Origin of the sequence: Pararhizobium gei (assembly GCF_029223885.1) — a bacterium.
Taxonomy (GTDB): Bacteria; Pseudomonadota; Alphaproteobacteria; order Rhizobiales; family Rhizobiaceae; genus Pararhizobium; species Pararhizobium gei.
Genome location: NZ_CP119409.1, coordinates 3294425 through 3314875, shown reverse-complemented (window position 1 = coordinate 3314875; position 20451 = coordinate 3294425). Strand labels below are relative to the sequence as shown.

Below are 20451 nucleotides of genomic sequence, written 5' to 3'. Positions count from 1 at the left end.
GAGTTCGATGCGGAAATGAAGGATTTTCTTGGAGTTGGAACGCCGTTTGCAGCCTTGGTCGAGCGCCGGTCGCCTGGTCTCAAAATCCCTGGGTGACGAGGAACGCCTTCATTCGTTCCACAGCGAGGTCCGGACGATCCAGCACATTCGCCTGGTCGGCGAGCCGGAATATATCGGCATAATGCACCATGCCGCGAGCCGACTGCATGCCGGCGGGCATGGTGAAGTGTTTCTGGTGGCCGTTCAGCCAGGCGAGAAAGACCACGCCGGCCTTGTAATATTGCGTCGGTGCCTCGAATATCTTTCGCGACAGCGGGACTGTCGGCTCTATCACGCTGCGGAAGGTGTCGATGTCGCCGGTCGCCAGTGAGGCCAGCGCCTTTGAGGCGGACGGCGCCACGGCATCGAAAATGCCGAGCAAAGCGTGGCTGTATTTTTTGCCGTCGCCTTCGATCAGTTCGGCATAGTTGAAGTCGTCGCCGGTGAAGCAAAGCACGCCGTCGGTCAGGCGGTTGCGCAGCGCGACCTCGCAAGCATTGTCGAGCAGCGAGATCTTGATGCCTTCGACCTTCGACCTGTTGTCCTCGATAATCGACAGCACCGTCGCGAGCGCAGTTTCGAAATCTTCGGACCCCCAATAGCTCTTGAGTTGTGGGTCGAACATATCGCCCAGCCAGTGCAGCACCACCTTGTCCCTGGTCTGGCGCAGGATATGGCCATAGACATGGCGATAATCGTCCGGCGATGTAGCGATCCGTGCGAGTGCCCGGCTGGCCATCATGATCGCGCGGCCGCCGCATTTTTCGACGTAGCCGATCTGGGTCTCATAGGCTTTGATGACGTCATCAAGCGATTTTGCATCTGCCGGTGCAAGATGGTCCGTGCCGGCGCCGCAGGCGAGGTCGGCGCCTGCAACGGTGCGCGCTTCCACCAGCGAGCGGCGGATCAACTCCTGCGCGCCGGCCCAATCGACCCCCATGCCGCGCTGCGCCGTATCCATCGCTTCGGCAATCCTGAACCCCAGGCTCCAGAGATGGTGGCGAAAGGCGAGTGTCGTGTCCCAGTCGATCGCTGGCTGGCCCCACGGCGTCACGTCGCGCAACGGGTCCGACACGACATGCGCCGCCGCGTAGGCAATGCGATTGAAGCGGGGAGTGGCTGACGGGCGGGCGATCGGAGAGCCTGTCAGACGGTAGGGCTCAACACTTCCATCGGCGCGCGGAAGCGGCAGGGTAATTGTCATGGGGTCCTCCTCGCAATGACAGACGTCAGATAATTTAGATCGTTCCAAATTTCAAGCAGAAAATGCGACCATCCTGATCCTGGGCGAGTTCCAGTAGTCCTGTCGGTGCATTGCTGGTTTGGGTAAATTTTGGAGCAACTGCTGGCTAAAATCACTAAATTAGCCTAGAAATCTTAGTTTTACCCCTACTGCTGTGAATGATCGGAGGCGGGATGCGGTGCGGAAGCATTTTTTTGATTGCCTCGCTTGACAAATTTGGAACGATCCAATTATTTAAGATCTATAACAGAGCCGCAAGGGCTTTGCAGGGAGGACGGCATGAGCGGGGAACGGGTGACGGTCATCGATATTGCACGCGCCGCCGGCGTGTCGAAATCGACCGTGTCGCTCGTCTTGCAGGGAAGCCCGCTCGTCAACGAAGGGACGCGTGCCAAGGTCAATGCGGTGATCCGCGATCTCGGCTATGTCTACAATCGCGGTGCTGCCAATCTGCGTCAGTCGAATTCCAAATCCAAGATTATCGGCATCGTCGTCAACGACCTGACCAACAGCTTCTTCGCCGAGCTTGCCGTCGGCGTTGACATGGTGGTGCAGTCCGCCGGCTATGTTCAGTTCCTGTCAAATACCGGAGAGAGCGTCGATCGCCAGAGCGAGGTCATCGCCTCGATGCGCGAGCACGGTATTTCGGGCCTGATCCTGTCTCCAGCCCGCGGCACGGAAGCCGGGGATCTGAAGGCGCTGGTGGCAAGCGGTATTCCGGTGGTCAACGTCGTCCGGCAGATTGCCGGCGCGAAAGTCTCGTCGCTCATTTCCGACAATCGCGGCGGAATGCGCGAGGCGGTGCGTCATCTGGCCGGCCTCGGCCACCGCCGCATTGCCTTTCTCGGCGGCTTTCCCGATACGGCGGTATTCAATGACAGGCTGAACGGTTATCGGGAAGCGCTGGCTGCCTTGGGTTTGGCGCCGCTTGACGATCTGGTGATCAGCTCGGCGCCCTCGCGGGCCGGTGGCGTGGCGGCCGTGGAGCGGGCTTTGCTTTTGCGTGATCCGCCGACGGCGGCGGTCTGCCTGAACGATGCGGTTGCCTTCGGCGTCTGCGACGGGTTGCGCGCGCATCGCCTGGAACCCGGTCCGGATTTTGCCGTCGTCGGTTTCGATGACGTCATCGAGGCGCAGACGGCGGTGCCGGCGCTGACGACCATCTCGGTCGATCCGCAGGGCATGGGCCGGCGGGCGGCGCAATTGCTCCTGAAACAGATCAATGCCGGAAAGGCCGATGCGGAGGCCGTTGTCGGCTCGGTACGGCTCGTCGTGCGCCAAAGCTGTGGTGCTGCATCCGACAAAAGGGAAAGGCTGGCTCTGCTATGACACGCTGGGGATTGATCGGCGCAAGCACGATAGCGCATGAGTGGGTTATCGACGCGATCCGCGCGACGGGCGGCGAAATCGTCTCGGTGATGAGCACGAGCACCGAGCGCGGTGCCAAATATGCCAGCGAACACGGCATCGCGAAATCGGTGACCAGCGTTGCCGATCTGGTCAACGATCCTGATGTGCAGGCCGTCTATATCTCGACCACCAACGAATTGCATCGCGATCAAGTGCTTGCGGCGGCCAGTGCCGGCAAACACATCCTGTGCGAAAAACCGCTGGCGATGTCGCTGGATGATGCGCATGCCATGGTCAAGGCGGCCAGAGATGCCAGCGTCGTCATGGCGACCAATCATCATCTGCGGGGTGCTGCCACACAACGTGCCATGCGCGACGCGATCGCCGCAGGCAGGATCGGCAAGCCGCTTGCCGCCCGGGTCTGCCATGCCGGCTATCTGCCGGCCCATCTGCAGGGCTGGCGACTGGACCGGCCGGAAGCCGGCGGCGGCGTCATTCTCGATATCACGGTGCATGACACCGACGCGCTGCGTTTCGTGCTTGGCGACGACCCGGTCGAGGCGGTTGCGCTCGGACAATACGGCGGCATGGCGAAGGCGGGGCTTGAAGATGCGGCCATGGGCGTCATCCGCTTCAAGTCGGGTCTGATCGCGCAGTTCCATGATGGCTTCACCACGAAATATGCCCGGACCAGTTTCGAAGTGCACGGCTCCGAGGGCTCGCTGTTCGCCCGCAACTGCATGACGCAGAAGGCGATCGGCACGGTGACGCTGCGCAACGCCGATGGCGAAACGGAGCTTTCGCTCGATCATCGCAATCTTTACGAAAACACGCTGCTTGCCTTCGATGATGCGATTGCCGGCAGGGGCAGGCCGCTGTGCAGCGGCGAGGACGGCATCTGGTCGCTGGCGACCGGTCTTGCCGTGATGCAGGCCGCAGCGAGCGGCGCCATCGTTACCATCGAACCCGGACTTTGAGACAACACGCATGAGCAAGCATATCACCCCGGCTGAAGCAGCCTCCCTGATCCCGGACGGAGCGGTCGTTTCCGTCTCCTCCTCGAGCGGTCTCGGCTGCCCGGACCTGATGCTGAAAGCGATCGGCGCGCGTTTCGAGGAAACCGGCCATCCGCGCGACCTGACGACGCTGCATCCGATCGCCGCGGGCGACATGAGCGGCATCAAGGGGATCGACCATATCGCCAGGAAGGGACTGCTGAAGACAATCATCGGCGGCTCCTATCCTTCCGGCCCCTCGACATCCGAACCGCCGCTGATCTGGCAGATGATCGGAAATGACGAGGTTGCGGCCTACAATATTCCCTCCGGCGTGCTGTTCGACATGCACCGCGAAGCCGCGGCCAAGCGTCCGGGCGTTCTCACAAAGATCGGCCTCGACACCTTCGTCGATCCGGCGCGGCAGGGCTGCGCGATGAATGCTTCGGCCGCTGCTATGCCGGTGGTCAAGAAGATCGAGTTCGAAGGCGAGGACTGGCTGTATTTCAAGGCCATCGTCCCGCAAGTGGCGATCATCCGCGCAACCACGGCCGATGAGCGCGGCAACCTGACCTATGAACACGAAGGGGCTTATCTCGGTGGCCTCGATCAGGCGCTCGCGGCCCGCAACAATGGCGGCATCGTCATTGCACAGGTCAAGCGCATCACCAAGTCAGGCTCGTTGAAGCCGCATGACGTGCGCGTGCCCGGCATGCTGGTGGACTATGTGATTGTCGATCCCGACCAGAAGCAGACGACGCTGACGGATTATGATCCGGCCATATCAGGCGAAATCTTCCGGCCGCTCGACAGCTTCCGGGTGCCGGAATTCAACATCCAGAAGGTGATCGCGCGGCGCGTCGCCCAGGAACTCGAGGGCGGCTCCTGCGTCAATCTCGGCTTCGGCATCTCGGCCAATGTGCCGCGGATCCTTCTGGAAGAAGGCCTGCACGGTTCGGTAACCTGGGTGATCGAACAGGGGGCCGTCGGTGGCGTGCCGCTCTTGGATTTCGCCTTCGGTTGCGCTTCGAACGCCGATGCCTTCATGCCGTCGCCCTACCAGTTCACCTATTTTCAAGGCGCCGGCTTCGACGCGTCTCTCCTGTCCTTCCTGGAGATCGACAGGTCCGGTTCGGTCAACGTCTCGAAACTCTCCTTCCGTCCGCATGTGACCGCAGGGGCGGGCGGCTTCGTCGACATTACCGCGCGGGCAAAAAAGATCGTGTTTTCCGGCATGTTTAATGCAGGGGCGAAACTTTCGATGGCCGACAGCAGGCTGGTGATAGAGAAAGAGGGCAAGCTGAAGAAGCTGGTCAACGAGGTCGAGCATGTCACCTTCTCCGGCCGCCGCGCGGTCGAACAGGGACAGGACATCACCTATGTCACCGAGCGTTGCGTAATGAAGCTGACGCCGGATGGCATCGTGCTGACGGAGATCGCTCCCGGCGTCGATCTGCAGGCGCATATTCTCGACCAGTCGGAATTCCCGCTGATCGTCTCCGAAGATCTGAAGGTGATGGATGCGGCGCTGTTCCACGATGCGCCGATTGGACTGACCTTGCCGCAAAAGCCCGCGCGCAGCCTCGCAGGAGGCGCTCATGTCTGATGACCGCATCCGGATCGAGATCGACAATGCGATCGCAACGCTGACGATCGCGCGGCCGGAGAAGCTGAACGCTTTCGACATCGACATGCTGAAGGCGCTTGGCTCTGCCTGCGATACGATCGAGGCCGATGCCAGCGTGCGGGTCGCGATCCTGACCGGCGAGGGCAAGGCCTTTTGCGCCGGCGGCGACATCAAGGCCTGGGGCGCGATGAGCCCCAATGATTTCGGCCATCAATGGGTGCGCTTCGGTCACCGCGTGTTCGAGCGGCTGGCAACGCTGCGCATGCCGCTCATTGCGGCCATCAACGGCCATACGCTCGGCGGCGGGCTGGAACTGGCGGCGGCGGCGGATATCCGGATTGCCGAAGTCCAGGCGAAGATTGGCCTGCCGGAAACGAGCCTCGGCATGGTGCCGGGCTGGTCGGGCACGCAACGTCTCGTCAAGCGTTTCGGCGCGCAGGTCGTACGGCGGATGGTGCTCGGCGGCGAGATGTTTTCGGCCGAGGAGGCGAGGGCGCTGGGATTGGTCGATGCGGTGGCGGAGACGGGCACTGTCCTGTCCGCCGCAAAGGCCTATGCCGGGCGGATAGCGCAGCGCGGGCCGGCGTCGCTGGAGATCTGCAAGCTGATGATCGCGTCGGCCAATGGCGAGGACAATGGCACGGCCGTCGAGGCGCTGGGTTCGATCCTGGCTGCCAAGACCGGTGACATGAAAGAGGGCGTTGCGGCTTTTGCCGGAAAACGTCCCGCGCAATTCAAGGGAGAATGGTAATGACGGTTCTGGTGAAGCCCAAGGCGCTCGGCGATCTCGCGGTTCGCGATTTCAAGATGCTGATCGACGGCCAATGGGTCGATGCGGCGGATAGCGCGACGCTGGAGCGGGTGGCGCCCGGTCACGGCGTCACCGTCAGCCGCTATCCTGCCGCGAAACAGGCCGATGCCGAACGCGCCATTGCTGCTGCCCGCAAAGCCTTTGACGACGGTCCCTGGCCGCGCATGACGGCGTCGGAGCGTTCGCTGGTGCTGCTCAAGGCGGCTGACATGATCGCGGCGCGCGCCGATGAGCTTGCCTATCTCGACTGCATCGAGAGCGGCAAGCCGATCAGCCAGGCGAAAGCCGAACTCGGCGGAGCTGCCGACATCTGGCGCTATGCCGCAGCGCTTGCCCGCGACCTGCATGGCGAAAGCTACAATACGCTGGGTGATGGCACGTTGGGCGTCGTCCTGCGCGAAGCGATCGGCGTTGTCTCGATCATCACGCCGTGGAACTTCCCCTTCCTGATCGTCAGTCAGAAACTGCCCTTTGCGCTCGCCGCCGGCTGCACGACGGTGGTGAAGCCGTCCGAACTCACCTCCGGCTCGACGCTGGTGCTGGGCGAAATCCTCGAAGCGGCCGGCGTTCCCGCCGGCGTCGTCAATATCATCACCGGTACAGGCCCGGACGCCGGCGCCATCATGACCACCCATCCGCATGTCGATATGGTCTCGTTCACCGGCTCGACCGCTATCGGCAAGCTGACGATGAGCAATGCGGCCCAGACGCTGAAGAAGGTGTCCCTGGAGCTTGGTGGCAAGAATCCGCAAATCGTCTTTCCCGATGCCAATCTTGACGATTTCATCGATGCCGCCGTGTTCGGCGCGTACTTCAATGCTGGCGAATGCTGCAATGCCGGCTCGCGGCTGATCGTCCACAAGGATATCGCCCAGGATGTGATCGCGAAGATTGCGGCGATGTCAGCGAAGGTCAAGGTCGGCGACCCGCTCGATCCGGAAACCCAGGTCGGGGCGATCATCACGCCGCAGCATCTCGAAAAGATCGTCGGTTATGTCTCTGCCGCTTCCAAGAACGGGGCGACCGTTTCGCATGGCGGATCGGCGCTCGACCTCGGCTCCGGCCAGTTCATGTCGCCGACCATTTTGTCGGCTGTGACGCCTGACATGGCGGTGGCGCGCGAAGAGGTCTTCGGTCCGGTGCTCTCGGTCCTGACCTTCGAGACGATGAATGAAGCAATCCGCATCGCCAATTCCATCGACTATGGGCTTTCCGCCGGCGTCTGGAGCCGCGATTTCGACACTTGCCTGACGATCGGCCGCAAGGTGCGGGCCGGCACGGTCTGGATGAACACCTTCATGGACGGCGCATCCGAACTGCCCTTCGGCGGCTACCGCCAGTCGGGGCTTGGCCGGGAACTCGGACGGCATGCGGTGGAAGACTATACGGAGACGAAAACGCTCAACATGCATATCGGCGGCCGGACCGGCTGGTGGATGCCGGGTTCAGCCAGAGCGGCCGAATAAGAGGCGTTAAAACGATTGAATTCTTCGTTTCGCCTGCTTGACGGAGGATGCCATTTGGCATCTGAATTGGGCATGCGGAGAGGAGCTGCATATTTCCGGTGGTGTAAAACACGGCCGGCATTCACGGCGGGGAGGAGTTCTCCGCTATTTTCGACTTGCAACCGGGAGGAATACGATGCGCAAGTTTTTGACGACGACGGCGGTAGCGGCAATCATGATAGCCGGAATGGCTGGGGCTTCGGCTGTTCAGGCAGCCGAGAACGTGGAGGTCCTGCATTGGTGGACGTCCGGCGGCGAAGCGGCCGCACTTGACGTTCTGAAGAAGGATCTGGAAGGTAAGAGCATTTCCTGGACGGACATGCCGGTTGCCGGCGGCGGCGGCACGGAGGCGATGACGGTTCTGCGCGCCCGCGTTACTTCGGGCAATGCACCGACGGCGGTGCAGATGCTCGGCTTCGACATTCTCGACTGGGCCAAGGAAGGCGCGCTCGGCAATCTCGACGAAATCGCTGCCAAGGAAAACTGGGACAAGGTCATCCCGGCGGCTCTGCAGAAGTTCTCCAAATATGATGGTCACTGGATCGCGGCTCCGGTCAACGTCCACTCCACCAACTGGATGTGGATCAACAAGGCAGCGCTCGACAAGGCCGGCGGCAAGGAGCCGCAGAACTGGGACGAACTCGTTGCCCTGCTCGACAACTTCAAGGCGCAGGGGCTCACTCCCGTCGCGCATGGCGGACAGCCCTGGCAAGATGCAACGATCTTCGATGCGGTCGTTCTCTCGCTCGGCACCGATTTCTACAAGAGCGCCTTTATCGATCTCGACCCTGCTGCTCTCGGCGGCGACAAGATGAAGACGGCTTTCGAACGCATGACCAAGCTGCGTTCCTATGTCGATGACAACTTCTCGGGCCGTGACTGGAACCTTGCGTCCGCCATGGTGATCGAAGGCAAGGCCGGCGTGCAGTTCATGGGCGATTGGGCCAAGGGGGAGTTCGTCAAGGCAAAGAAGGTGCCCGGCACCGACTTCGTCTGCGCGCGTTATCCCGAGACGCAGGGTTCCGTGACCTTCAATTCCGACCAGTTCGCAATGTTCAAGGTTGCCGATGACAAGGTGCCGGCGCAGATGCAGATGGCAGCCGCGATCGAAAGCCCGACCTTCCAGTCGGCTTTCAACGTCGTCAAGGGGTCGGCCCCGGCCCGTACCGACGTATCGAACGAAGCCTTCGACGCCTGCGGCAAGAAGGCGATCGCCGATCTTGCGGATGCCGACAAGAACGGCAAGCTGTTCGGGTCCATGGCGCATGGCCATGCCAACCCGGCGGCGGTCAAGAACGCGATCTACGACGTCGTGACACGCGAATTCAACGGTGAACTCACCGCTGAGGAGGCTGTCAAGGAACTGCCGGCAGCGGTTGCCGCCGCGCAGTGATCGTTCTGCGAACAACGCCCTTCATCCGGCCATTCTTCGCCTAGGAGGGCGGCCCCTTCTCCCAGCAATTGGGAGAAGGGACTAGCCGCAAACTCCATCGTCACCTCTCTCCGCAAGCGGGGAGAGGGCTGGGGTGAGGGGCTTTTATAAGCGTCGTCTCGCCATTTCTCAATTCACACTCAACGGTGGTATTCACGATGGATAGCCGCAGCCGGCTGCAGGATATTGTTCCAAAACTTGTCCTTGCCCCAAGCTTCATCATTGTTCTGGTCTTCGTCTACGGCTTCATCGCCTATACCGGCTACCTTTCGGTGACGGACAGCAAGATGCTGCCCTCCTATAATTTTGTGGGTTTGAGCAACTATTCCAAGCTCTGGGCCTTGCCACACTGGTGGCGTGCGATTTCCAATCTTGCGATCTTCGCGACGCTCTACATCGTCATCTGCTCCGTGCTCGGTCTGGCGCTCGCCATCCTGCTCGACCAGAAGATCCGCGCCGAGGGACTGCTCCGGCCGATCTATCTCTATCCGATGGCGCTGTCCTTCATCGTCACCGGTACGGCCTGGAAATGGTTTCTCGACCCCGGCATCGGGCTTGAAAACACCATGCATCTCTGGGGCTGGGAGAGTTTTACCTTCAACTGGATCAAGGACCGCAACTACGCCATCTACTGCGTCGTGATCGCAGCCGTCTGGCAGTCCACCGGCTTCATCATGGCGATGTTTCTCGCCGGCCTGCGCGGCGTCGACAACGAAATCATCAAGGCGGCGCAGATCGACGGGGCCTCGTCGGCAACCATCTATCGCCGCATCATCATCCCCTTGATGCGCCCGGTCTTCCTGTCGGCCTTTGTCGTTCTCGCCCATCTCGCCATCAAGGCCTATGACCTTGTCGTCGCCCTGACCGGCGGCGGACCGGGGCAGGCGACCGAACTGCCGGCGACCTTCATGTACTCCTATACCTTCACCCGCAACTCGATGGGTATCGGCGCATCCTCGGCCATCATTATGCTGGTGATGATCTTCTCGATCATCATCCCCTACCTCTACTCCGAAATCAAAGGGGAGAAGCGCCAATGAGCGTCCAGAGCCCTGACAATGCCATTTCCAGCGGACGCCTGACACGCGCCCTGATCTATACCGTACTCATCCTGTTTGCGGTCTATTCGCTTCTGCCGCTCTACGTCATGCTGGTCAATTCCTTCAAGCCGCTGGATGAAATCCGGCAAGGCGGCATGCTCAACATTCCACAGACCTGGACACTGGATCCGTGGCGGTCCGCCTGGTCGACGGCGCAGATCGGCGTCCAGCCGACGGGTTTGAAGCCCTTCTTCATCAACTCGATCCTGATGGTCGTTCCGGCCGTTGCGATCTCGACGATCATCGGCGCCCTCAATGGTTACGTGCTGACCAAATGGCGCTTTCCGGGCTCCGGCATCTTCTTCGGCATGCTGCTTCTGTCCTGCTTCATCCCGTTCCAGATCGTCCTGATCCCCATGGCGCGCATGCTCGGCATCTTCGGGCTTGCCGGCACCACGACCGGCCTTGTGTTCGTCCACATCGTCTATGGCCTGGGCTTCACGACGCTTTACTTCCGCAACTACTACGAAGCCTTTCCGACCGAACTGGTGCGGGCGGCACAGATCGATGGCGCCAGCTTCTTCCAGATATTCCGACGCATCCTCCTGCCGTCCTCCGGCCCGATCATCGTCGTCTCGGTCATCTGGCAGTTCACCAATATCTGGAACGACTTCCTGTTCGGGGCGTCGTTCTCCGGCTCCGACTCCGTGCCGATGACGGTTGCGCTCAACAATCTGGTTTCCTCCTCCACGGGGGTAAAGGAATATAATGTCCATTTCGCAGGCGCGATCCTCGCCGCCCTGCCAACGCTTGTCGTCTACATCGTCTCCGGCCGCTATTTCGTCCGAGGTCTGATGTCCGGCGCCGTAAAGGGGTAAAGCCATGTCCTTTTTGAAAATAAAAAACCTTCGCAAGTCCTACGGCGCACTGGAAATCCTGAAAGACATCAATCTCGAGATCGACGAAGGAGGCTTCCTCGTGCTTGTGGGACCGTCCGGCTGCGGCAAGTCGACATTGCTCAATACCATTGCGGGGCTTGAGCCGATCACATCGGGCGAAATCTCGATCAACGGCAAATCGGTGGCGGGCCTGCATCCCTCCAAGCGCGACATCGCCATGGTCTTCCAGTCCTATGCGCTCTATCCGAACATGACGGTGGCCGGAAACATCGCGTTTGGCATGGAAATCCGCGGCGTGCCGAAGGAAGAGCGGGAAAAGGCGATCAAGCAGGTTTCCGAAATGTTGCAGATCGGTCATCTGCTTCACCGCAAGCCAAGCCAGCTTTCCGGCGGGCAGCGCCAGCGCGTCGCCATGGGCCGGGCGCTGGTACGCAATCCGCAGGTCTTCCTGTTCGACGAGCCGCTATCCAACCTCGATGCCAAGCTGCGTGTGGACATGCGCACCGAGATCAAGCGCCTGCACCAGCGGATGAAAACGACCATCGTCTATGTGACGCATGACCAGATCGAGGCCATGACGCTCGCCACCAAGATCGCGGTGTTGAAGGATGGCGTGCTGCAGCAATTCGGCACGCCTGCCGAAATCTACAACAATCCGGCCAATCTCTTCGTCGCCGATTTCATGGGTTCGCCTGCCATGAACCTGTTGACCGCGACCGTCGAGGGGGGCGGCAATGATCTGCGCGTCTCGCTTGTGCGCCCGGATGCTGCGCCGCTGCATCTTCCCGTCGCACAGGTGGGAGGCCTTGCCGCCTACGCCGGCAAGCAGATCGTCTTCGGCATTCGACCGGAGGCCTTGACCGATCCGGACGGCGCCGACCGCAACGCCCGCTCTCTGGTGGAAGGAGATTGCCTGATCGAGGTGGTGGAACCTGCCGGTTCCGACACCTTCGCTGTCACCAAGCTTGGCGGCAAGGAAGTGGTTGCACGCCTGCGTGCCGATGCGCGCATTGCGCCTGGCCAAAACACCCGACTCGCCTTCAATCTCGACAAGGCGGTGTTCTTCGATCCGCAAAGCCAGCAGCGCATCGGCTAGCTCGATCATGGTAAAGCAACCAGACATCGTCATCATCGGTTCCGGCATCGGCGGAGCGACAATCGCGTCCGCGCTTGCCGGTACGGGTGCGCGGATCGTGATCCTCGAACGCGGCGAGCGCCTGCCCGACACGCCGGAGACACGCAGCTATCGTTCCATCTTCGTCGATGGCCACTTCCGCCCAAAAGAAATGTGGCGCGAACCGGATGGCACGGCGTTCAATCCGGGGAACTTTTATTTCGTCGGCGGCAATTCCAAGCTCTTCGGCGCGGTCTTGCTGCGCTATCGCGCCGAGGATTTTACCGAGATGCAGCATCTTGGCGGCGTCTCGCCGGCCTGGCCGTTTCCCTACGCGGAACTGGAGCCATGGTACGGCAAGGCGGAGCGCCTGTTCGAGGTGCGCGGCGAACTGGGGCAGGATCCGACCGAGCCTGTTCATTCGACGCCCTATCCTCACGGACCCGTGCCGGACGAGCCGGCGATTGCCCGCGCTCGCACTGAGCTTAAGGCGCAGGGACTGCATCCGGCGACACTGCCGCTCGGCGTCGATATCGATGCGTGGCTCGCCGGCGGACGCACGCCGTGGGATGGTTTTCCCAACACGGGCAGGGGCAAGAAGGACGCCGAGAGCGCGCCGCTCGCTCTCGCGCTGACGGACCCCAATATCGAGCTTATCACCTCCGCTCATGTCGAGACGCTGGAGGCGGGGCCGGGCGGGCGGATCGAGGCTGTTCATTACACGCACAGGGGCGAAAGAAAACGGCTGTCACCGAAGCTGGTGATCCTGTCGGCGGGCGCGATCAACTCCGCCGCCATCCTGCTGCGCTCCGGCGACGGCAAGGGGCTCGCCAACCGGTCCGATCAGGTCGGTCGCAATTTCATGAACCACAATTGCAGCGCCATGCTGGCGATCAACCCTTTCAAGCGCAATGACAGCGTGTACCAGAAGACGCTGATGCTGAACGATTATTACCTGACCGGTGGCCGTGACGGCTTGCCGCTCGGCAATGTGCAACTGCTCGGCAAGATCAACGGAGATATCCTCAAGGCCAATGCGCCGTGGTACGCGCCGCGCTTCGCGCTCGACTTCATGGCCGGGCACGCCGTCGACTGGTACATGATGACGGAGGATCTGCCGAACCCCGAAAGCCGCATCATGGTCGATGGCAAAGGCATCATCATGCAATGGCGGCGCTCGAATATGGAGGCGCTGTCCGGTCTTGAGGCAAAGATGCGCGCGCATTTCAAGGCTGCAGGCTACCCGATCGTGTTGTCCCAGCCTTTTGATAAACGCACCCCGTCGCACCAGTGCGGCACGGTGCGCATGGGGAACGATCCGGCTTCTGCTCCGCTCGACCCGCTCTGCCGGGCGTTCCACCATCAGAACCTGTTTGTCGTCGATGCCAGTTGCCTGCCGACATCTGCCGCCGTCAATCCGGCCCTGACGGTAGCGGCCCAGGCACTGCGCGTGGCTGATCACATCGTTTCGAAGGAGTTGGCGGCATGACGGATCAGCGGCGTCCCGTTGCCATCGTCACCGGAGGGCGGCGCGGCATCGGTCTTGGCATTGCAAAGGCGCTTGCGAAGGATGGTTTCGATATTGCCATCACCGGCATCGGCGAGGCGGACCAGGTGGGCACCGTGCTGGAAAATCTGGCGGCGCTTGGCGCACAGGCGATCTTTTTGAAAGCCGATCTGTCCGATCTTGCCGGTCATCAGGCCACCGTCGATGCGGTGCTTGCGGCATTCGGTTCGATCGATTGCCTCGTCAACAATGCAGGCATGGCATCCGTCGTTCGAGGGGATTTCCTCGAGCTGTCGCCGGAGAATTTCGACACGATCGTTGCCACCAACCTGCGCGGCACGGTGTTTTTTACCCAGGCTGTGGTCAAGGCTATGCTGGTTTCGCCATCGGTTGCGCCGCGAGCCGTCGTCAATATCACCTCCGTCTCGGCGGTGCTGAGCTCGCCGGAGCGGCTGGACTACTGCATCAGCAAGGCGGGGCTTGCATCCTTCTCCCAAGGCTTGGCTCTTCGTCTGGCAGACGCCGGCATCTCTGTTTTCGAGGTTCGCCCGGGCATCATTCGTTCCGACATGACGGCCAGTGTGTCGGGCAAATATGATGCACTGATCGAAGGCGGTCTCGTGCCGATGAAGCGCTGGGGCGAGGCGGATGATATTGGCGGCATCGTTGCTGCTTTGGCCTCCGGCCGTTTCGGTTTTGCCACCGGCACGGTGATCAATGCGGATGGGGCGCTGTCGATCGGGAGATTGTGAAGGCGGGGCGACTCTTCTTCCCAACGGGGAGAAGGTGGCCCGAAGGGCCGGATGATGGGGAGCCAAGCCATCCGATGTTCGCGGCAAGCCCCCTTATCGCCTCGCATACGCTCGGTACTTCTCCCGCTGGGGAGAAGTGGCAGCAGGATATTTGGCTGGCTCATCCTTCCGAATGGAAGAGCCGCGGAGCTTATTAAGGACGACGACATGACTTACGACTACATCATCACAGGCGCCGGACCCGCCGGCTGCGTTCTCGCCAACCGGCTGACCGAGGAGGCCGATGTCAGGGTGCTGTTGCTCGAAGCCGGTGGCAGCGACTGGAACCCGCTATTCCATATGCCAGCCGGCTTTGCCAAGATGACCAAGGGTGTCGCCAGCTGGGGTTGGGAGACCGTGCCGCAGAAGCACATGAACAACCGGGTACTGCGCTATACGCAAGCCAAGGTCATCGGCGGCGGTTCCTCGATCAATGCACAGCTCTACACGCGCGGCAATGCGGCAGACTACGATCTCTGGGCAAGCGAGGATGGTTGCGTGGGCTGGGACTATCGAAGCGTACTGCCCTATTTCAAACGCTCGGAAGACAACCAGCGCTTTGCCGACGATTATCATTCCTATGGCGGGCCGCTGGGCGTTTCCATGCCGGTCTCCGGTTTGCCGATCTGCGACGCTTATATCCGCGCCGGACAGGAACTCGGCATTCCCTACAATCACGATTTCAATGGCAGGCAGCAGGCCGGTGTCGGCTTTTATCAGCTGACGCAGCGCAATCGTCGCCGCTCTTCGGCTTCGCTTGCGTACCTCAACCCCATCAAGGATCGGAAAAATCTTACCGTGCGGCTTGGCACCCGCGTGACGCGGATCGTGTTGGAAGGGACACGTGCGGTCGGCGTCGAAGTTGCAACCGCTCGGGGGCTGGAAATTATCCGGGCCGATCGCGAGGTACTCGTTTCCTCCGGCGCAATCGGCTCGCCGAAGCTGTTGCAGCAGTCGGGCATCGGTCCCGCCGACCACCTCCGCTCGGTCGGCGTCGATGTGAAGCACGATCTTCCGGGCGTCGGCTCGAATCTTCAGGATCATCTCGATCTGTTCGTCATTTCCGAATGCACCGGCGACCACACCTATGACGGCGTCGCAAAGCTGCATCGGACGCTCTGGGCCGGGTTGCAATATGTGCTGTTCCGCTCCGGCCCGGTGGCGTCGTCGCTCTTCGAGACCGGCGGCTTCTGGTACGCGGATCCGCAGGCCCGTTCGCCCGATATCCAGTTCCATCTCGGCCTCGGCTCCGGCATCGAGGCGGGCGTCGAAAAACTCAAGAACGCCGGCGTCACGCTCAATTCGGCTTACCTGCATCCGCGTTCGCGAGGCACCGTGCGGTTGTCGTCATCCGATCCGGCGGCGGCGCCCTTGATCGATCCGAACTACTGGAGCGATCCGCACGACCGGAAGATGTCGCTTGAGGGGCTGAAGATCGCCCGCGAAATCTTTCAGCAGAACGCGCTCAAACCCTTCATCATGGCCGAACGCCTGCCGGGGCCGAAGGTGATGACCGACGACGAATTGTTCGAGTACGGTTGCGCCAATGCCAAGACCGACCACCATCCGGTCGGCACCTGCAAGATGGGCACCGGGCCGGAGGCAGTGGTCGGACTGGATCTGAAGGTGCACGGGCTGGAAGGACTGCGCGTCTGCGACAGTTCCGTGATGCCGCGCGTTCCCTCTTGCAATACCAATGGGCCAACCATCATGATGGGCGAAAAGGGATCGGACATCATTCGCAACCTGCAGCCTTTGCCTGCGGCGATCTTTTCCCACGAACGCAACGACCAGCGCCCGCGTGGGCGCGCCGATATCCGATAGGAGACTTCCATGATCCGTCACTGCGTTTTCATCCGGTTCAAGACGAATGTCCCGGAAGATGAAAGGGCGTCGATCCTGTCGGACATCGTGGCGCTGAAACCGCTTATTCCCGGCTACCTATCGGTCGATGTTGGTCCGAATGTCAGTCCCGAAGGGCTGGGCCGGGGGTATACCAGCGGCTTCGTCATCGATTTTGCCGATTCTGAGGCGCGCGACGCCTATCTCGTCCATCCCGACCATGAGGCGGCAGGGGGAAGGATCGTTGGGGCCGCCGAAGGCGGTATCGACGGCATCTTCGTCTACGATCTCGAAATTTCAGGATGATTTCCATGATTTCCGAGCCGCGTATCTTTTTGAGCGACCTGTTTGCCGCTGCCGTCAAGGCTGCAGATCCGCTTGGTGCGATCCGCGCCCATTTGCCTGAAAAGCCGAAGGGCCGCACGGTCGTCGTCGGCGCCGGCAAGGCGGCAAGCCAGATGGCGGCGGCTTTCGAAAGCCTGTGGGATGCGCCGCTGGAAGGTGCTGTCGTTGCCCGTCACGGTCCGGTTGCAGCCTGCAAGCGCATCAGAATTCTGCAGTCGGCACATCCGGTGCCGGACGACGCGGGGCTTGCCGGATCGACCGAACTCCTGCGTCTGGTCGAGGGCTTGACGGAGCAGGATCTCGTCATAGCGCTGATCTCCGGCGGCGGTTCCTCGTTGTTGCCCGCGCCGCCGGTCGGGCTGACATTGTCAGACGAAATCGCCGTCAACCGCGCTTTGCTTGCCTCCGGCGCGCCGATTTCGGCGATGAACGTCGTGCGCAAGCATGTGTCGCGGATCAAGGGCGGGCGGCTCGCCTTTGCCGCGGCACCCGCACGGGTCGTCAGCCTGATCGTTTCCGATGTGCCGGGCGACAATCCGGCTTTTGTCGCATCCGGCCCGACCATCCCCGACCGATCGACGCCGGCGGACGCTCTCGAGATCGTCGACCGCTACCGGATGACATTGCCGGAAGCGGTGATCCGGCATCTGGCGTCGCCTGAGTCCGCAGCCGCTTTGCCGGATCATGCGGCCTTTGCGGGCCATCAAACGCATATCATCGCCTCTGCCGGCGTATCGCTGGAGGCCGCGGCCGCCAAGGCGCGGCAACAGGGCATCGACGCTGTCATCCTGTCGGACGCCATCGAAGGCGAAGCGGCGGATATCGGCCGGATGCATGCGGCGATCGCCCGCGAGACGGCCTTGCGCGGTCGCCCCTTCCGAAAGCCGGTGGTCATCCTGTCCGGTGGCGAGACGACCGTGACGATTTCCGGCAGGGATTATGGCAAGGGCGGCCGCAACAGCGAGTTCCTGTTGTCTTTTGCGCTCGATATCGACGGGACCGACGGTATTCATGCACTGGCGGCCGATACGGATGGCATCGACGGCTCCGAAGACAATGCCGGCGCATTTGCCGACTCAGGCTCGACCGGCCGCATGCGCGCGCGCGGCATAGATCCACGCAGCCATCTTGCCTGGCACGACGCCTGGACTGCCTTCCACGGGAGCGGGGATCTTTTCGTGCCTGGGCCAACAGGAACCAATGTCAATGATTTCCGGGCGTTGCTGGTGACTTGACGGCATTTTCATGATCGCAGCCGGCAACCGGCGGAAACAGCGTGTTTGACCGTGGTCCTGCATTCCGCCGGCCGTATTGCTGCCGATCTCTGGTTCCGCAAAACAAATATCAGCCATGTCAGGGAGAGGAAGCGTGGCCCAACATCAACATAGTGGGGCGGCTCCGCCTGCGGCACATCAAGAGAATGATTTTCTCCTTGTCGGAGACTTGACGAAAAATTATATCTATAAATTTTATAGAGAATATTGGAGGATGGAGCCATACCTTCAACGGAGTAAGGGCAGGATGCAGAGTTCGAAGTCAATCCTGGACAGCCGTAACAGTCTGCTCGGCGCGGCTTCTCCGGTGTGCTGGAGATTGGTTGGGCAGTTTCTGGCGTGTGGTGCTGCCTTCTCGTTCGTCGCTGCTCTTGTCTGTGGCGTGATCTAAACCGAATTTTTAACCCAGCAGCTGAGTTCTGTCGCACGCGCCAAGCCTGTTCACCAATTTTCATGCCTTCATAAACAGAAGTGACTGTTTCGGATAATCCGGTTCTGATAGCTGCTGCTCCACCAGCGCATGCCGTGCTGCACCCAGTTGGACAGCATTCCGTGGCAGGCCCTTCCCAGCAATTGTCATCTCGCACACGCAGGCTTGCTGTCGCGGCCCTTATTCTTGGCGGCATGGCCATCGGCGGTTCGCCGATCTTCGTGCGATTGTCCGAAGTCGGTCCGATGGCGACCGCCTTCTGGCGCGTGGCACTGGCGCTGTTGCCCCTGTATCTCTGGGCGACGTTCGGAGAAAAAAGCGCAACCGATACCCGCCCGTCCGGTCTTGCCGATTATAGCCTGCTGGTTTTACCGGGTGTTTTTCTCGCGGTCGATCTCGCGACCTGGCATCTGGCGCTGCATATGACGTCGGTTGCAAACGCGACGCTGCTGGCCAATCTCGCGCCGATCTTCGTCACGCTCGGATCCTGGCTTCTGTTTGGCGCCCGCGTCAGCGGCGTCTTCCTTGCCGGGCTCGGGCTCGCGCTTGCCGGCGTGGTGACGCTGAAAGGCGGCCCGACGGCGCTTGGCGACGGAGATCTTGCTGGCGATATGACGGCCATTCTCGCTGCTGTCGTCTATGCCGGCTACATTTTGGCCATCGGCCGGTTGCGAAGCCGGTTTTCCACGCAACGGATCATGATCTGGAGCACGGCGTCGGCGGCGCTGTGCATGTTTCCGCTGGCATTTTTGCTCGAAGACAGTTTCGTTCCCGCGACACTGTTCGGCTGGGCCGTGCTAATCGGCCTTGCCTTTATCAGCCAGGCTGCCGGCCAGGGGCTTATCATCTACGCGCTCGCCTTCCTGCCCCCGGCGTTCTCATCTTTGACGCTTTTGTTGCAGCCCGTCGTCGCGGCGATCCTTGCATGGCTGCTGCTTGGCGAGCCTGTGGGATTGATTCAGGCCATCGGCGGCGCCATCGTGCTCGTGGGCATCCTGATCGCGCGCGCCGGGGCCGATCATATGCCCGGCAATTCGAAGCCAGAAAGCCGGTCTTCCAGTTGAAGGATCGTCGCCACATCGGCATTGGCGAAAGCAAAGCGCAGATAGGCTTCCTGTCCCGCGCCGAAATAGTCTCCCGGCAGACAGACGATACCGGCAATCACCGCCAGTTTCTCGGCAACGAATTCCGAGCTGATATCGGGATAGGGGTGGCGGATATAGGCGAAATAGGCACCGATAGCCTGCAGTTTCCAGCCCGTCAGGCGGCTCATCACGCTCCTCAACGCGTCCGCACGGGCGGTTATCTCGACACGGTTTTCTGCCCGCCAGTCGTCCAGAGCCGGCAGCGCCTTGGCAATGGCGGCCTGCGCCGATCGCGGTGCGCAGATTTGCAGGTTGTCCATTACCTTTGCCACTTGCGCGACGACCTGCGGGCTTGCCGTTATGGCTCCGAGGCGATGGCCTGGAATGCAGAAGGATTTCGAGAAACTGTAGAGGCAGATGAGCGTGTCCTGCCAGTCACCGATCCTCAAAAGCGCATGCGGCGGGCTTGCGTCTTCGCCAAGAAAATCCCTGTAGGTCTCGTCGAGGATCAGCCATACGCCGTTCGCCCGGCAGAGCGCAAAGATCCGGCGCAGCAAGGCCGCTGGGTAGACTGCACCCGTCGGGTTGTTCGGCGTGACGAGAGCCAGCGCCCGGACGCCGGTCCTTAACACCGCCGTGACGGCTTCGATGTCCGGCAGGAAGCTGTTGCCTGGATCGCAGGGTAGCAGCTCGGTTTTTATGCCGAGCATGGAAAGCGTCGTTTCCTGATTGAAATAGAACGGATTGGTGAGCAGCACCGTATCGCCGGCGCCGGCAATCGCCATGACGGTGGCCATGAAAGCCTGATTGCAGCCGGACGTAATGTGAATGTGGTCCGGGCCAATCCTGGCATTGTAAAGACCGGAAACATGGGCGGCGTAGGCGTCCCTCAGCACTTTCTCGCCTTCGATCGGGCCGTATCCCGTATAGGCAGGGGAAGCGGCTGCTTCACCAAGCCAGGTCAGCATGTCCGGATGGGGCGGATATCCCGGAACCGCCTGGCTAAGATCGATCAGCGGGCCACGCGCGCCGTCATAGGCCTTCGCCCAGGCGAGAACGGAGGGGACCGGCGGCGGCGATAGTCTGGCAATCAGCGGGTTGAAATGCGGCATTGCGGCTTCC

17 protein-coding genes are annotated in these 20451 nt (G+C 61.4%); 15 read left to right on the top strand and 2 right to left on the bottom strand.

From position 1 onward, the window contains the following. Positions 1-79: 79 nt before the first annotated feature. Positions 80-1243, bottom strand: coding sequence for a dihydrodipicolinate synthase family protein (locus tag PY308_RS16100; RefSeq protein WP_275784466.1), 1164 nt, complete (start codon positions 1241-1243; stop codon positions 80-82). A gap of 318 nt (positions 1244-1561) precedes the next feature. Between PY308_RS16100 and PY308_RS16095 the strand changes: the two genes are divergently transcribed. The 15 genes from PY308_RS16095 (at position 1562) to PY308_RS16025 (ending at position 19308) form a co-directional block, all read left to right on the top strand. Then, positions 1562-2611, top strand: coding sequence for a LacI family DNA-binding transcriptional regulator (locus tag PY308_RS16095; RefSeq protein WP_275784464.1), 1050 nt, complete (start codon positions 1562-1564; stop codon positions 2609-2611). Further along, positions 2608-3609 carry a Gfo/Idh/MocA family protein gene (locus PY308_RS16090; protein WP_275784463.1) on the top strand — a complete coding sequence of 334 codons (1002 nt, stop codon included), beginning with the start codon at positions 2608-2610 and terminating at the stop codon, positions 3607-3609. The genes PY308_RS16095 and PY308_RS16090 overlap by 4 nt, the downstream gene beginning before the upstream one ends. A gap of 10 nt (positions 3610-3619) precedes the next feature. Beyond that, positions 3620-5233, top strand: coding sequence for an acyl CoA:acetate/3-ketoacid CoA transferase (locus PY308_RS16085; RefSeq protein ID WP_275784460.1), 1614 nt, complete (start codon positions 3620-3622; stop codon positions 5231-5233). Next, complete coding sequence (locus PY308_RS16080; RefSeq protein ID WP_275784458.1) at positions 5226-6005, top strand: enoyl-CoA hydratase/isomerase family protein; 780 nt, start codon at positions 5226-5228, stop codon at positions 6003-6005. Before PY308_RS16085 ends, PY308_RS16080 begins: the two co-directional genes overlap by 8 nt. Continuing rightward, positions 6005-7531, top strand: coding sequence for an aldehyde dehydrogenase family protein (locus tag PY308_RS16075; RefSeq protein WP_275784456.1), 1527 nt, complete (start codon positions 6005-6007; stop codon positions 7529-7531). The genes PY308_RS16080 and PY308_RS16075 overlap by 1 nt, the downstream gene beginning before the upstream one ends. Positions 7532-7706: 175 nt before the next feature. Then, positions 7707-8963, top strand: a complete 1257-nt coding sequence (locus tag PY308_RS16070; RefSeq protein WP_275784454.1) for an ABC transporter substrate-binding protein — start codon at positions 7707-7709, stop codon at positions 8961-8963. A gap of 197 nt (positions 8964-9160) precedes the next feature. Beyond that, positions 9161-10042: a carbohydrate ABC transporter permease gene (locus PY308_RS16065; RefSeq protein ID WP_275784452.1), complete on the top strand. Its 882-nt coding sequence runs from the start codon at positions 9161-9163 to the stop codon at positions 10040-10042. After that, positions 10039-10920: a carbohydrate ABC transporter permease gene (locus PY308_RS16060; RefSeq protein ID WP_275784451.1), complete on the top strand. Its 882-nt coding sequence runs from the start codon at positions 10039-10041 to the stop codon at positions 10918-10920. The genes PY308_RS16065 and PY308_RS16060 overlap by 4 nt, the downstream gene beginning before the upstream one ends. A 4-nt stretch (positions 10921-10924) precedes the next feature. Next, complete coding sequence (locus PY308_RS16055) at positions 10925-12037, top strand: ABC transporter ATP-binding protein (RefSeq protein WP_275784450.1); 1113 nt, start codon at positions 10925-10927, stop codon at positions 12035-12037. Between the two features lie 7 nt (positions 12038-12044). Further along, entirely contained in the window at positions 12045-13544 is a 1500-nt protein-coding gene (locus PY308_RS16050; RefSeq protein WP_275784449.1) for a GMC oxidoreductase, read from the top strand. Then, positions 13541-14314, top strand: a complete 774-nt coding sequence (locus PY308_RS16045; RefSeq protein WP_275784447.1) for a 3-ketoacyl-ACP reductase — start codon at positions 13541-13543, stop codon at positions 14312-14314. Before PY308_RS16050 ends, PY308_RS16045 begins: the two co-directional genes overlap by 4 nt. Before the next feature lie 207 nt (positions 14315-14521). Then, entirely contained in the window at positions 14522-16177 is a 1656-nt protein-coding gene (locus tag PY308_RS16040) for a GMC family oxidoreductase (protein ID WP_275784445.1), read from the top strand. Between the two features lie 9 nt (positions 16178-16186). After that, positions 16187-16501 (top strand): Dabb family protein, encoded by a 315-nt coding sequence (locus tag PY308_RS16035; protein ID WP_275784442.1) that lies wholly within the window; start codon positions 16187-16189, stop codon positions 16499-16501. A gap of 5 nt (positions 16502-16506) precedes the next feature. Further along, positions 16507-17775 (top strand): glycerate kinase type-2 family protein, encoded by a 1269-nt coding sequence (locus PY308_RS16030; RefSeq protein ID WP_275784439.1) that lies wholly within the window; start codon positions 16507-16509, stop codon positions 17773-17775. Positions 17776-18366: 591 nt separating this feature from the next. After that, positions 18367-19308 (top strand): DMT family transporter, encoded by a 942-nt coding sequence (locus tag PY308_RS16025; RefSeq protein ID WP_350339839.1) that lies wholly within the window; start codon positions 18367-18369, stop codon positions 19306-19308. On the opposite strand, the gene PY308_RS16020 is transcribed toward PY308_RS16025, so the two are convergent. Beyond that, a complete protein-coding gene (locus PY308_RS16020) occupies positions 19263-20441 on the bottom strand; it encodes an aminotransferase (RefSeq protein WP_275784438.1) in 1179 nt (392 codons plus the stop codon). The genes PY308_RS16025 and PY308_RS16020 overlap by 46 nt on opposite strands. Positions 20442-20451: the final 10 nt, after the last annotated feature.